Genomic DNA, 13,997 nt, shown 5'->3' on the forward strand with positions numbered 1-13,997 from the left:
GACCGACAACTGTCGCCCATCGCTGGGCGATGGAATGAAAGCGTCACCGACACCCTGTGAGCCACTCGCTGACAGGGTGTTTTCTTTCTGAAGGCTGCCACGACGTGTGCAGTTCATGCAAACCCAGTGAGCCGTTTTACCGGCTGATGAAGCAGGTGATACCGCACTGGGAAAAGATTAAATCTCATCTCGATGGCATGGCCAGGGTTCTGCTGAATGGCAGTCATTCTGCGAGAAGGATAAGCCCTTTTACTTCGAATGAATCACAATCACGCCCAGTTTTTCCAGCAAGTGACTCTGCTGCCAGTCGTCGATTTTCACGCCATCGAGATCCACTTTGCGCAGGTTGAGCTCGCCGAGGTCGGAATTGGTGAGGTCGCAGTGGGTGATGTTGACGTCGTTCCAGTCGAATTCGGTGAACTCGCCGCCAGAAAGGTCTGAGCCACTGAAATTGGTGCCACGCACGTTGGCGCCGGTCCAGCGGTTCTCCCACAGTTCGCACTTCTCCAGAATCACTTTGCTGAAGTTGGCGTAGCTGAAGTTGTTTTTGGTCATGAAGGCGCTGCAAAACCAGGAGCGTGTGGTGATCATATTCATAAAGTTGGCCCCGTTGAAGTCTGCGCCGGTGGCTTTGCATTCGCGGATCTCCAGACCCAGCGCCTGAATGTTCTTGAAGTCTGCCATGGTTAAATCGCAGTGTTTAAAACTGGCATCTTTGAGCTGCGCATTTTGAAACGAGCAGCCTTTTTGCATTTCGTCGTCATAGAAAATGCAGTTGACGAAGGTCGTCTCGGACAAGTCTATGCTGTCAAAACAGCAGCGCAGAAATTTACAGTCGTGGATCTCTTCGCCAGAGAACTGCTTCTGGTTAAAACGTTGCTCGCTGAACACCTGATTTTTTATCATTTCACTGCCCGTTATATCGGTTATCTGCCCACGTCAGCAGGCCAGCATAGTGGGTGATGACTTTACACATTCCGCCGCAATTTTTATGGGGAAATTTTGCCATTTCCCCCGTTGTTACTATGATCAGAGACTTAACGGTGCTCAGACACTTAACGGAATTTCTCTTTCTTTGGGCAAAGGAAACCATCAATGCGTCTTTCAAACCTCTTTCTGGCCATTTCCCTGGCATGCAGTCACTACGCCGTGGCAGCGACCACCGTTGCTGCGTCAACCTCTCCGCAGGAGCCGACCATGAACCGTCAGCAAAAAGCCGAAAATCCTTTCTTTAAGGCCAGCCCGCTGCCTTATCAGGCACCACAGTTTAATCTCTATCAGGAAAGCGACTATGCGCCGGCCATTGCTGAAGGCATTAAACAGAAACTGGCGGAAGTGAATAACATCGCCAACGATACCGCGCTGCCTACCTTTGAAAACACGTATGTGGCGTTGGAAAAATCCGGCGTTCTGCTGACCCGGGTGATGAGTGTGTTCGGCGCGATGACCGGTGCGAATACCTCCGACGGCCTGCAAAAAATTGATGAAGAGACCTCGCCGAAACTGGCGGCGATGAGTGACAGCATTTATCTGAACCGCTCGCTCTTTGCGCGACTCAAGACCGTTTATGACCAGCGGAATGCGTTGAAACTTGACCCTGAATCCCAGCGCCTGATTGAGGTGACATACAACGACTTCGAGCTGTCGGGTGCCAATCTTTCTGACGCCGACAAAGAAAAACTTAAGGCCCTTAACCAGCAGTCCGCCACTCTCAGTACCCAATTTACCAACAAACTGCTGGCGGCCACCAAAGCCGGTGGTCTGACAGTGAAAGAGCAAAAACAGCTGGCCGGACTGAGCGACTCAGAACGCGCTGCCGCGTTGCAGGCAGCCAAAGATCGCAAGCTGGATAACGCTTGGTTGCTGGTATTACAGAACACCACGCAACAGCCGTTGTTGCAGTCGCTGGAAGATCGCGACACGCGCAAAGCGCTGTATGACGCTTCGATTAACCGCGCCGAACACGGTGATGCTAACGACACCCGTCAACTGATTGCCAAGCTGGCGAAAGTGCGGGCGGAGCAAGCGAATATTCTCGGCTTCCCGTCGTATGCCGCATGGAAGATACAGGACCAGATGGCGAAAACGCCGCAGGCCGCATTGGACTTCATGCATAAAATCGTTCCGGCAGCGACGGCGCGGGCCCAGCGTGAGGCGCAAGACATTCAAGCGCTTATCAATAAACAAAACGGCGGTTTTACGCTGGCGGCGTGGGACTGGCAGCACTATGCCGAACAGGTGCGCAAAGCCAAATATGACCTCGACGACGCCCAGATCAAACCCTATTTCGAGCTGAATAATGTGCTAGAAAATGGCGTCTTCTACGCGGCTAACCTGTTGTATGGCATCACCTTCAAAGAACGCAAAGACCTGCCGGTCTATAACCCGGATGTGCGGGTATTTGAAGTGTTCGACCAAGATGGGAAATCGATGGCGCTGTTCTACGCTGACTACTTCCAGCGCGATAACAAAGGCGGCGGCGCGTGGATGAGCAACTATGTTGATCAATCCAAATTACTCGGCACCAAACCGGTGATTTACAACGTGGCCAACTTCCAGAAACCGGCGGCGGGGCAGCCAGCGCTGCTGTCGTGGGATGATGTGATCACGCTGTTCCACGAGTTTGGTCATACGTTGCACGGGTTATTTGCCGATCAGCAATATCCGAGCCTGTCCGGTACCGCGACACCGCGTGACTTTGTTGAGTTTCCGTCGCAGTTCAACGAACACTGGGCCAGCGATCCCAAAGTGTTTACCCATTTCGCCAGGCACTACCAGACCGGTGACGTGATGCCTCAGGCGTTACAGGACAAAATCGTCAAGGCCAGTAAATTTAACAAAGGCTATGATATGACCGAACTGCTGGCGGCGGCGTTGTTGGATATGCATTGGCATAGCCTGAGCGCCAGCGAACCGGAACAGGACGTAGATAAATTCGAAGCTGCGTCACTGAAGAAAGACCATATCGACCTCGCTTACGTCCCGCCGCGCTATCGTTCCAGCTACTTCCAGCATATTTGGGGTAACGGCTACGCGGCCAGTTATTACGCCTATTTGTGGACCGAAATGCTGGCTGACGATGCCTTTGCCGGTATCGAAGAGCAGGGCGGGTTAACCCGAGAAAACGGGCAAAAATTCCGCGACCAGATCCTGTCACGCGGCAATAGCGAAGATCTGGAGAAACTCTATGAAACCTGGCGCGGCAAGGCACCCTCTATTGAGCCGATGTTGAAGAACCGGGGACTCGAAGAGTAAATCCTCAACGCCCGGCATCATGCCGGGCATTTTTTTGGCCTGCGTTTTTCCTTGCGCCATCGTTAAAGAATTGACGCCCGAAAAACGGCGCTTCCACGTCTGAAAATATCCTATCCTTTTTCTCACTAACCCAGCCTGTGAGTTGAATCATGCTATTCGATTTGCCCGACGACGATGTTCTCTACGCTGCGCTGATTGCCCGCGATCCAGCCTATGACGGTTTTGCCTTTGTAGGGGTGAGAAGCACCGGCATTTTTTGCCGCCTGACCTGCCCTGCGCGTAAACCGAAACGCGAGAACGCCGTATTTTATTCATCGATGGTTAGCGCGATGGAAGCCGGTTACCGCCCTTGTAAGCGCTGTCGTCCTCTGATGCAGGGCGGCGAAAAAGACCCCTTAGTGCTCAAGTTACTGGCCGCACTGGAAGAGGACCCCAACAGAAAATGGAGCGAAGGCGATGTGCAGAAGATGCATGTTGATCCGTCTACGGTTCGCCGCGCCTTCAAGCGTCAGTTTGGGATCACGTTTCTCGACATGGCCCGATTGCGCCGAGTGGGGAAAGGCGTTGATGCATTGGCCAGCGGTGACCCGGTGATCGACGCGCAACTTGATGCCAGTTATGAATCTGGCAGTGGATTTCGGGCCGCCATCAGCCGGCAAATTGGTCTTAATCCCAGTCAGGCAAAAAAACACCAGTTTCTAAAAGCCGACTGGTTGGACACGCCGATCGGTTCGATGCTGGCGATTGCCAGCTGTGATGCTTTGTACTTACTGGAATTTGTTGACCGACCTGCATTGTCGAATGAAATCGAGCGGCTAAAACAGCAGACGTCTTCTGAGATTATTTTCGGTCGCACTGTGCCTATCGAGCAGCTTGAACGTGAACTCGCGGCGTATTTCGCCGGAACATCACGGGCTTTCAGTACGCCGCTGGCAGAATTTGGGTCCCTATTTACCCGAAAAGTCTGGGACGCATTGAGAGCCATTCCGCTGGGTGAATTGCGCAGTTACTCGGCGCTGGCAACGGATATCGGCCAGGCGTCGGCTTCCCGTGCGGTTGCCCGAGCCAACGGTGCCAACCAGATTTCTATTCTTATTCCTTGTCACCGCGTCATTGGCGCAGACGGTTCGCTCACTGGCTATGGTGGCGGATTGTGGCGTAAACGCTGGCTGATTGAACACGAAAGAAGAATGGCGCTGAGCCAGTAAAATAAGGAGCAAAGTATGAGTCAGCAAAGTAAGGCTTTGGGTTTCGCACTACAGCATCAAAAGCACAAGCCGGTAATGCTATACAACATTTGGGATGCAGGGAGTGCACAGGTCATTGAGCAGACAGGTGCAACGGCAATTGCGACCGGAAGCTGGTCTTGCGCGGCGGCGCAGGGATATCAAGACGGCGAAGAGATGCCATTTTCTGCGCTTTTGCATACAGTGCAGAGAATTGCTTCTTCAGTCAGCCTGCCGTTAACTGTGGATTTTGAAACGGGTTATGGCACGAACAAATGCGATCATCTTGCGGCATTACTACAGGCGGGTGCGGTAGGAATTAACGTCGAGGATCAGCTCATGGGGCTATCGTCGTTAAACGCCATTCCGGAACAGTGCCAGATGCTAACAATGCTACGCAAGGTGGCTGAATCTCAGGGCGTCGCCCTGTTTATCAATGCCAGAACAGACATTTTCTTGCAGGCCGCCGATACAAAAAAACATCCGGCGTTAATGGACGAAGCCAAAAAACGGTTGATGGCGTATCAGGACGCGGGAGCCAGCGGCTTTTTTGCTCCCGGTTTAAGTGACCCGCGACTTATCGCAGAACTTTGTGCGTTTTCGCCTTTGCCGGTCAATATTATGGTCAACGATGTCACGCCACCGGTCTCGCAGCTTACTGAACTGGGCGTCAGCCGCATAAGCGTCGGCCCGCGTCCTTATATTGAACTGATGGCACATCTCAAAAAACAGGCGCTCGCGGCGATTTAACGCGCGCTTTGCGCCGCCAGCCGGTGTCCCATCCAGAAGAAGAGTAGCCCGCCAATCGCGGAGGCGATCAGCGCGATAAACATCACCAGCGGGGCGGTGTAGCTGAGCAAAAAGCCGCACATCACCGGGTTGATCGCACCGCCGAGATTGCTTAGGTTTTGCATGCCGTAGTAGCTACCTTTCATGTTCTCCGGGGCGATAAAGTCGATAAACATATATTCCACTGGAATAACGATCAGCTCGCCGAAGCTGAAAATCGCCATCGCGATGACCCAGAACAGGACGGACTGTCCTGCCGTCATGAATCCGACCAGCCCGACGATGAAGAATACCGTGCCGAGAAACAGCCATTTCAACAGCGCGTCCTGTTTCATCCGGCTGCTTAAAACATACTGAAAGGCGATGACAATCATGGCGTTGGTGATCATCACTGCCCCGATGATTTTGTAAGCAAAGGCCGCGTTCGACACCAGGATCAGATATTGCGAAAGATAACCGGCGAACTGGCCGAATACAATGGATCCCAGTGTGCTACCCAGCGTGAAATAGATCAGGCGGCGGTCGTGGGACAGAATCCCCAGCGTCTGGCGCAGGTTGGGCTTTGGCAGCGGTTTCTGTTCCTGCTCGGTCTGCGGTGGCTGGTGAGGAATGTTGCGCAATCCCCAACTCAGAGAAATCACCGTGCCGAAGGCCAGTACGCCAGAAATCACAAACGGCAGCATCGGGCTGTACCCCGCCAGCCAGACGCCAAGTGACGAACCCACCGCCCAGCCGACGTTCACCAACGTGTAGTTCATCGAAAAGGCTTTCACCCGTTTCGCGACCGGCAACCAGCTCGCGATGCAGGCTTTGAGCGTAATACTCAACAGCGCATAGGACGCATTGAGCAGGGCCAGAACTAACAAAACCCCGGTGACGTTGGGGAGTATTGGCAGCAGTAAAAAACTCAGGCCAAATGAGCTGATCGATACGGTGATCAATGTACGGTGATTGAATTTATCCACCAGATAGCCGCCGTACAGGCTACTAAGAATGCCGATCGCCAGGCTCGCGCCGAGAATAATCCCGACGCTTTTTGGCAGCAGATGATAGTGCTCAGTCAGATAAATCGTGATAAACGGCAGCGTTACCCCACGGCCGATGGTGAGGACTAACGAACTGGTGAGCAACGCGAGGATCAGTGGCGGCATTCCCTTCATTCTCAAGGCTTTCCTTTAAAAATATTTCGGATAGCCACTGATAATAGTCCAGTCTGTGCAGTATTTTTCGATACAAAAAATGGGGAATAAAGTGAGTTGCGCGGCGATCCCCTCCGCCTGAAGGTGTTGAGTTATGGTTTCTGCGGTGGTGTGCTGTGGAAGCGCCATGAGCCTACTCTCGCAGGCTCACTCGTGAAGGAGAGGAATCAGACATAGCTTTGGGCGGGGCGGTTAAGGTTGCGTCCTGCTGGGGAGTGACTGATTACAATTTAACTGCTAGGATACTTATTCACTTACCTATTCATTTATCTATTCACTGAGTGATTTAACACTATGCCTATTCGTTCCGACAGGATACGCCTTTTGCTCAGTCAGGGGCCGATGTCAGCTAGTCAACTAATTGAAATTATGAGCATTAGTCAACCAACAATGTCACGTGCATTGAGAGTTCTTGGCGATGACATTGTTCGAATCGGAGCGGGTCCATCTATTCAATATGCCCTACGCGATGCCTATCGCGGATTCAGATCCGCGCCCATTTACCGCATCACCGAGGAAGGGCATGTTAAACATCTTGGCGAGCTCATTCCGGTTCGTCCGGACGGATTTGTTATGGTGCAGAGCGACAACGTGAGTCTCCATAGCGACGGGCTGCCGTGGTGGCTGTTTGATATGCGACCACAGGGGTATCTTGGGCGAGCCTACGCATCAACGTATGCCGCCGAGCTCGGCCTGGAAGCCAATCCAGAGCAATGGGCCGACGCGGATGTAGTTAGAGCCTTGCTCACACATGGCCATGATGCCATCGGCAACCTGCTGATAGGGGAGCAGGCACGGAACCATTTCTTGGCGATGCCGGTGCCCACTCCAGTTGAGCGTGCCACTGCGTACCCCACACTGGCGCTGGCGGTTGGCGCTGGCGAAGTACCAGGGTCATCTGCAGGAGGTGAGCAACCGAAGTTCTGCACCTATACAGATCGTGGCCATGTGTTAGTGAAATTCTCTGCTCCGGACGATAACCCGATCAGCGAACGCTGGCGTGACCTCCTGTTGGCCGAACACCTGGCGCTGAGGGTGCTTGGTGTGGAGACAGAGGTGTTTGATTTTGGTGGCCAGCGTTTCCTCGAGATCCCCCGATTCGACCGCGTTGGCCCACTGGGCCGTATCGGCGTCTTTTCACTGCGGGCACTTGATGCGGAGTTTGTCGGTAATGCCAGTGCCTCTTGGCCGGTTCTGGTCAATAAACTGGTTGCGGGGGGACATGTCCACCCTGAGGCCCTCATTGATACAGCTCGACTTTGGGCATTCGGAATGCTGATCGGCAATACCGACATGCACGCCGGCAACCTGTCGTTCATCAGTAACCAGGGTCGCCCCTATCACCTCGCGCCGCCCTATGACATTCTGCCTATGGGGTTCGCTCCCAGAGCGGGTGGCGCAATCTCAAACGAGCTTAGACCAGCGTCACTGCCGGAAGTGATCAACCCGGATACCTGGCGGCAAGCACTGGACTTGGCTGAGAAATTCCTTGCCATAACCAGCAGTTGCGACCGCTTCTCCGCTCATTTCACCCCATGCGTTGAGGCATTACACCGCCACCTTGATGAGGCCAGATCACGTATCGCCCGTCTGGGATAAAAAGCGGATTCAACTTTACTGACTCTCTAACTTTTCAGGCTAATATCATCCAAAGCGTGCGGGGATATAAACGTTGTCTCTTCAGGTTTTTTACCGACGATTAGACTGTCACTGCGATACCTGAAACACGGCCATCCCGATTCAGCGAAGCGCGTAGTTAAAAAAGCTCGGATTCTTAAGGCCCGAGCGACTGCGGGCCTTAAGGCGGGTTTGGGCGGAAGCCAGGAAAACGTGCTCATGAATCGCCATTCATTGATTAAACGGCTCTTCTCCCGCCAGGATGCTATCAATGACCTTCAACACCCCTTCTTCATTATTCGATACCGTCTTGTAGCGCGCGGCAGCGGTTGCAATCGGCATGGCGTTGGCCATCGAGAAACCAAAACCGGCTTGTTGCAGCATTTCGACATCATTGCCGCCATCGCCGAACGTCACCACTTCGCTGTCATCGATACCCCAGATTTCCTGCAATATACGTAAGCCATTGGCTTTATGACGGCCGGGGATGATCAGATCGGCTGAGCCATGGCCGCTGGAGACTGGCGTGATGATATGGCCGAGTGCGTTATCAAGCGCAGTCATAAAGTCGGCCAGATGTTCATCGGAAAGATTCAGGGCGAATTTGAAAATCGTGTCATTAATTTCATGATAAGTATCGATTTTCTGTAGTTTGTGGTAGAAGCGGTTCATTTTAAGATAAAAGGCTTCGGGCTGTGAAGATTGGATCCAGGCGCTATTTTTACCGCAAATCACGGTGTGTAAACCGGGTATGTTGTCGAGGAATTCGAGGATTTTCCCTACCGACTCCGGGCTGATTTCAGCAACAGAGATGTCCTGACCTTCGTTAACGATATAGGCGCCGTTTTCTGCCACAAAAGCGATTTCAGAGGCGATTTCCGGGAAGAAGGATTTTAGCTGAAAATATTGGTTACCGCTGGCGACAACGAATTTTATACCTTGTTGTTTTAATTTCTCATATTGCGCCAAGAATTTGATTTTATTGTATTTTTTATCATCATCGAGAAATGTGCCATCCATATCCACTGCGATTAATTTTACTGACATAAATTCCTCTTGTTGAGTACAGAATGTAACCCTCATCATAAAAGCTATCGCCTAAAGATCAAACTAAAAGGCCAATCCACGCGGGTGGGAATTTCAACTACGCTTATGGGTTCTTTAGTACCATCAACATGATCATCAACGCTGACAGGGCAGGACCGTCCTGACGACAAATAACTGAAGAGGTGTTCCATGCTGTTTCGCTATTTCGAGCGAATAATTGACATCTTCCGTGATGCACCAGGCACAGAGCCGCCTGATAAAGTCTTCCCTTTCTATTTCTATTACCTGCGTCAGGTTTGGCCGAGTTTTGCCGCGTTGTTGTTGGTCGGTCTGATTGCGTCGTTGATCGAAGTGTCGCTGTTCAGCTTTCTTAGCCAAATTATTGACCTGACTAAAGAGACGCCTACCGGAAGCTTTTTCTCTGCCCATGCTGGTGAACTGATCTGGATGGCCGTGGTGGCGATGGTGCTGCGGCCCGTGTTTTTCGGGCTGAATGATTTGTTGGTGCATCAGACCCTCACTCCCGGCATGACCAGTATGGTCCGCTGGCAAAACCATAAGTACGTACTGAAACAGAGCCTGAATTTTTTCCAGAGTGATTTTGCCGGGCGCATTGCCCAGCGCATCATGCAGACCGGTAGCTCGCTGCGTGATTCGGCAGTACAGACGGTGGACGCCATTTGGCATGTGGCCATTTATGCCGCCAGTGCGCTGTTCTTGTTTGCCGAAGCCGATTGGCGGCTGATGATCCCGCTGCTGATTTGGATCATTCTGTATGGTCTATGCCTGCGTTATTTCGTGCCGCGCGTAAAACAGCGGTCGGTAGAGTCTTCGGAGGCACGCTCAAAACTCATGGGTTACATTGTGGATGGCTACACCAATATTTCCACATTGAAACTGTTCGCGCACAGTGATTTGGAACAGCAGTACGCCCGGGAAGCCATCACTGAGCAAACGCATAAAACCCAGCTGGCGGGACGGCTGCTCACCGGTATGGCGTTCACCATTACGACGCTGAACGGCCTGCTGATTGTCAGCACGACCGGGCTGGCACTGTGGCTGTGGACACAATCTCTGATCACCGTTGGTGCTATCGCGCTGGCGACCGGTCTGGTGATCCGCATCGTCAACATGTCCGGCTGGATTATGTGGGTAGTGAATGGCATCTTCGAGAACATCGGCACCGTTCAGGACGGCCTGCACACTATTGCGCGGCCGCTGACTGTCACGGATAAACAGCAGGCGAAGCCGCTGAAGGTGGATCACGGGGCGATCCACTTCGATCACGTACAGTTTAATTACGGTAAAGAGCATGCCGGTAAAGGTGCGCCGGTGCTCCCCAATCTGGATCTGGCGATCCGTTCCGGCGAGAAGATCGGCCTGATCGGACCTTCCGGCGCAGGTAAATCGACGTTGGTGAATCTGCTACTGCGGCTGTACGACATCGATGGTGGACGTATTCTGATAGATGAGCAGAATATTGCTGACGTCACGCAGGAAAGTCTGCGCGCGCAAATCGGCATGATCACCCAGGACACCTCGCTGCTGCATCGTTCCATTCGCGACAATTTGTTATACGGCAGGCCGGGGGCGACGGAAGAAGAGTTGCTGCTGGCTATCCGTCAGGCGCGCGCCGATGAGTTCATTCCCCAACTGTATGATTCGCTGGGCAGAACCGGGCTGGATGCGCACGTCGGCGAGCGCGGTGTGAAGCTCTCTGGCGGCCAGCGGCAGCGCATTGCCATTGCCCGAGTGCTGCTTAAGAACGCACCGATTTTGATTCTCGACGAAGCAACGTCAGCACTGGACTCCGAAGTCGAAGCCGCGATTCAGGAGAGCTTTGAAGACCTGATGCAGGGCAAAACGGTGATTGCCATCGCCCACCGGTTGTCGACCATTGTCAAAATGGACCGGCTGATCGTGCTGGAGAAAGGCCAGATTGTGGAATCGGGGAGTCACAGCGAGTTGTTGCAACACAACGGCCTGTATGCCCGTTTATGGCAGCATCAGACCGGCGGTTTTGTGGGCGTGGACTGACACTATGGCGAATAAAACCCGTTAGGCCTGACGATAGGGCAGCGCCTGACGGGCTTCTTCTTGCCAGACCAGAACAGCGGCGCGTTCTTCTTGCAGGAAATTTTCCACCGCGGCCTGTAAACCGCTATGCCTTAGATGATGCCATGAATGGGTGATCACGGGTTCGAAGCCGCGCAGCAGCTTGTGTTCGCCCTGCGCTCCGGCGTCAAAACGTGATAGGCCGTGCTCAATGGCGTACTCCATTCCCTGATAGAAACAGGTTTCAAAGTGCAGACGGTCGAACTCGGCCAGACATCCCCAATAGCGGCCGTAAAAGGTATCTCCCTCCACCAGACTGAATGCCATGGCGACCGGCTGGGCATTCAACGTGGTCAGCACCAGCCGCAGATTTTGCGGGATACGTTCGGCCAGCAGGCTGAAAAAGTCACGCGTCAGATAAGGTGCACGCCCACGGACCAGATAGGTGTTGGCGTAACAGGTATAGACGAAATCCCACTGTGCTTCACTGACCTGTTCGCCGCTTAACCACTCAAACTCAAACCCCTGCGCGGCGACAGATCCCCGCTCTTTGCGTATCTGTTTACGTTTGCGTGATGCCAGCGTGTCGAGGAAATCCTGAAAGTCGCGATAGCCTTTATTGCGCCAGTGATACTGTAAGCCGGTGCGCTGCAGCCAGTCCGTTCTTCCCGCAAACAGCTGGCTGCTCGCGGTATCGGTAAAGTTGATATGTGCGCCGGAAAGGCGATGCTGTGCCAGATAATTGGGTAGGTGGTCCAACAGGCTGGCAGCCGCGGCGGGATCACCTAACAGGCGAGCGCCGGTCACTGGGCTGAAGGGGACGGCGCCCAGCCATTTTGGATAATAACGGATACCTGCTCGTTCGCTGGCTTCGGCCCAACCTTGGTCGAAAACATACTCGCCAGCGGAATGCATTTTGCGGTAGCCGGGGATCGCCGCCAACGTCTTGCCCTCTTCGGTCCATAACAGATGTTCAGCCTGCCAGCCTGAGTCCGGTCCCAGCGTGCCACTGTCTTCCAGTGCGCTAAGAAACGCGTGGCGCTGAAAAGGCTGTCCGGCAGGCACCATTGCGTCCCACTGTTGCGCGGAGAGATCGGCCAGACGGGTCAGGGTGATGATAGGCATGAGTTTTGGTTTCTCTGATAAAAAAGCGAAAAGGCCAGCAACGGGAGTCACTGGCCTTTTTAGTATCAGGTTTACCGGCAGTATGCACTCAAAAACCGTAACGAATCGCGTCTTTGCTCTTCTGCATTAAGCCGTCAATCTTGTCGGAATAGAGCTCCAGCCCTTGGCCGTCGCCCGCATGTGAGCATTCACGACGTTTGGCGTTATAGGCTTTCATCAACTGTGCCTGTGCGAAGCCGGGTTTGCCATAACAAGCCATGCTCTGTTCCCAGCAGGCGATAGCGGTATCCAGATCCTGCTGTTCCTGATACTGAGTGCCCAGCGCGTTGAGCTGTTTCGCGCATTCTGCGGGCGGTAGGTTTTGCGCCACAATGGCGTCGATCTCTGCATTCATATCACTCTCCGTTGAACTCAGTGGAAGAAGTTAAGGAAATGACCGAATACCAGTCCGACGCTGATGACATCGGAGTCGCTGAAGGTCACGTTGGAGAAGCCGAATTTACCCAATAGCGGCAGCAATAAGGCAGGCAGTAAGGTGATAAACAGCCCGTGGAAGATACCGCCGATGATGGCCCCACGGCGTCCGCCGACTGCGTTACCAAAGATCCCGGCGGTGCCACCCGCGAAGAAGTTGGTCAACATCCCTGGCAAAATCATCGCCAGCCCGATGGTCGGGAACAGAAACATACCGATAATCGAACCGATGGTCGTGGAGATAAAACCGATGATCACTGCGTTCGGCGCATAGGGGAACAGCACCGGGCAGTCGAGTGCTGGAATGGCGTTTGGCACAATGCGCAGGGCAATACCGCGAAACGCCGGAACGATTTCAGCCAGTAACAGGCGCACACCCGCTAACAGCACATATACCCCAACCACGAACTGAACGGATTGCAGGAACGAGTAAACCAGATAGTTAACGCTGTTGGCATAAGGCGCGACCACTTCCGGGCCTGCGGCGATGGCGGGGATCAGATAAACCGGGATCATCACCACCATCATCGACAGGTAAGTGTCTTGCAGGAAAGAGAAGGCCTGCGGCAGCTCAAAGTCTTCGGTACTTTTACTGACATCACCGGTTATTTTTGCCACACCGGCCTGCACGATATAACCGATGGTGCAGAAATGGCCAAGCGCAAAGTCATCTGAACCGGTGATTTTACGCACAATCGGCTGCGCCAGTACCGGCATGGCCACCGCCATCACCCCGGCAATAATACCGCCGGTCAGAATCAGTTCTGTACCGCGTAAACCGCCCATATAGCCGATCACCGAACAGACGGTTGCCATCCATAAAGAGGCCTGGCCGGTCAGGAAAATATATTTATAACGCGTGAAGCGGGCAATGAGAATATTAACGATAAACGCTAATACCATAATTAATGCCGTTTCTCGCCCGAGGGTTTGTTGAGCAATACCGGCAATCGACCCGACATCGGTGACGATGCCGCGCATATGGAAACCTTTCTGGAATATTTCACCCAGAAAAGTCAGCGCATTGACAATAATACTGGCGCCGGAGAGCAGGACTAAAAAGCCCAGCAGTGTTTTCATCGTGCCCGTAATAACCTGGCCCGGACTTTTTTTCAGCGCTATCAGACCAATCATAGCGATCAGTGATATTAATATTGATGCCTGGCCTAATACATCATTAACAATAAAGTGAAGGAAAGACATAAGCGTC

General features: G+C 53.1%; 11 protein-coding genes. 5 read left to right on the plus strand and 6 right to left on the minus strand.

Annotated features, from left to right (window positions below; translation table 11 throughout):
- Positions 1–249 precede the first annotated feature (249 nt).
- Positions 250–906: a Qnr family pentapeptide repeat protein gene (locus IEV89_RS13825; protein WP_188474110.1), complete on the minus strand. Its 657-nt coding sequence runs from the start codon at positions 904–906 to the stop codon at positions 250–252.
- Positions 907–1,095: 189 nt separating this feature from the next.
- Between IEV89_RS13825 and dcp the strand changes: the two genes are divergently transcribed.
- The 3 genes from dcp (at position 1,096) to IEV89_RS13840 (ending at position 5,231) form a co-directional block, all read left to right on the plus strand.
- Complete coding sequence (gene dcp / locus IEV89_RS13830) at positions 1,096–3,255, plus strand: peptidyl-dipeptidase Dcp (protein WP_188474111.1); 2,160 nt, start codon at positions 1,096–1,098, stop codon at positions 3,253–3,255.
- A gap of 149 nt (positions 3,256–3,404) precedes the next feature.
- The gene (locus IEV89_RS13835) at positions 3,405–4,463 is read left to right on the plus strand and encodes a bifunctional transcriptional activator/DNA repair enzyme AdaA (protein ID WP_188474112.1); all 1,059 of its coding nucleotides are present in this window, start codon (positions 3,405–3,407) and stop codon (positions 4,461–4,463) included.
- 15 nt (positions 4,464–4,478) lie between these two features.
- A complete protein-coding gene (locus tag IEV89_RS13840; protein ID WP_188474113.1) occupies positions 4,479–5,231 on the plus strand; it encodes an isocitrate lyase/PEP mutase family protein in 753 nt (250 codons plus the stop codon).
- Here IEV89_RS13840 and IEV89_RS13845 read toward each other — a convergent pair.
- On the minus strand, positions 5,228–6,430 hold the full coding sequence (locus tag IEV89_RS13845; protein WP_188474114.1) for an MFS transporter: 1,203 nt from the start codon (positions 6,428–6,430) through the stop codon (positions 5,228–5,230). The genes IEV89_RS13840 and IEV89_RS13845 overlap by 4 nt on opposite strands.
- Positions 6,431–6,811: 381 nt before the next feature.
- On the opposite strand from IEV89_RS13845, the gene yjjJ reads away from it, so the two are divergent.
- A complete protein-coding gene (gene yjjJ, locus IEV89_RS13850) occupies positions 6,812–8,068 on the plus strand; it encodes a type II toxin-antitoxin system HipA family toxin YjjJ (protein WP_229746482.1) in 1,257 nt (418 codons plus the stop codon).
- A gap of 249 nt (positions 8,069–8,317) precedes the next feature.
- Here yjjJ and IEV89_RS13855 read toward each other — a convergent pair whose 3' ends face one another.
- Positions 8,318–9,133, minus strand: coding sequence for a Cof-type HAD-IIB family hydrolase (locus tag IEV89_RS13855; protein ID WP_188474116.1), 816 nt, complete (start codon positions 9,131–9,133; stop codon positions 8,318–8,320).
- Between the two features lie 189 nt (positions 9,134–9,322).
- Between IEV89_RS13855 and IEV89_RS13860 the strand changes: the two genes are divergently transcribed.
- The gene (locus tag IEV89_RS13860; protein WP_188474117.1) at positions 9,323–11,170 is read left to right on the plus strand and encodes an ABC transporter ATP-binding protein; all 1,848 of its coding nucleotides are present in this window, start codon (positions 9,323–9,325) and stop codon (positions 11,168–11,170) included.
- Between the two features lie 21 nt (positions 11,171–11,191).
- Here IEV89_RS13860 and IEV89_RS13865 read toward each other — a convergent pair whose 3' ends face one another.
- The 3 genes from IEV89_RS13865 to IEV89_RS13875 form a co-directional block, all read right to left on the minus strand.
- Positions 11,192–12,313 carry a GNAT family N-acetyltransferase gene (locus tag IEV89_RS13865; protein ID WP_188474118.1) on the minus strand — a complete coding sequence of 374 codons (1,122 nt, stop codon included), beginning with the start codon at positions 12,311–12,313 and terminating at the stop codon, positions 11,192–11,194.
- An 88-nt stretch (positions 12,314–12,401) separates the two neighbouring features.
- Positions 12,402–12,707, minus strand: coding sequence for a hypothetical protein (locus tag IEV89_RS13870; protein WP_188474119.1), 306 nt, complete (start codon positions 12,705–12,707; stop codon positions 12,402–12,404).
- Positions 12,708–12,724: 17 nt separating this feature from the next.
- Positions 12,725–13,990: a PTS sugar transporter subunit IIC gene (locus tag IEV89_RS13875; protein ID WP_188474120.1), complete on the minus strand. Its 1,266-nt coding sequence runs from the start codon at positions 13,988–13,990 to the stop codon at positions 12,725–12,727.
- Positions 13,991–13,997: the final 7 nt, after the last annotated feature.

Source organism: Hafnia psychrotolerans (assembly GCF_014639435.1).
Lineage (GTDB): Bacteria > Pseudomonadota > Gammaproteobacteria > Enterobacterales > Enterobacteriaceae > Ewingella > Ewingella psychrotolerans.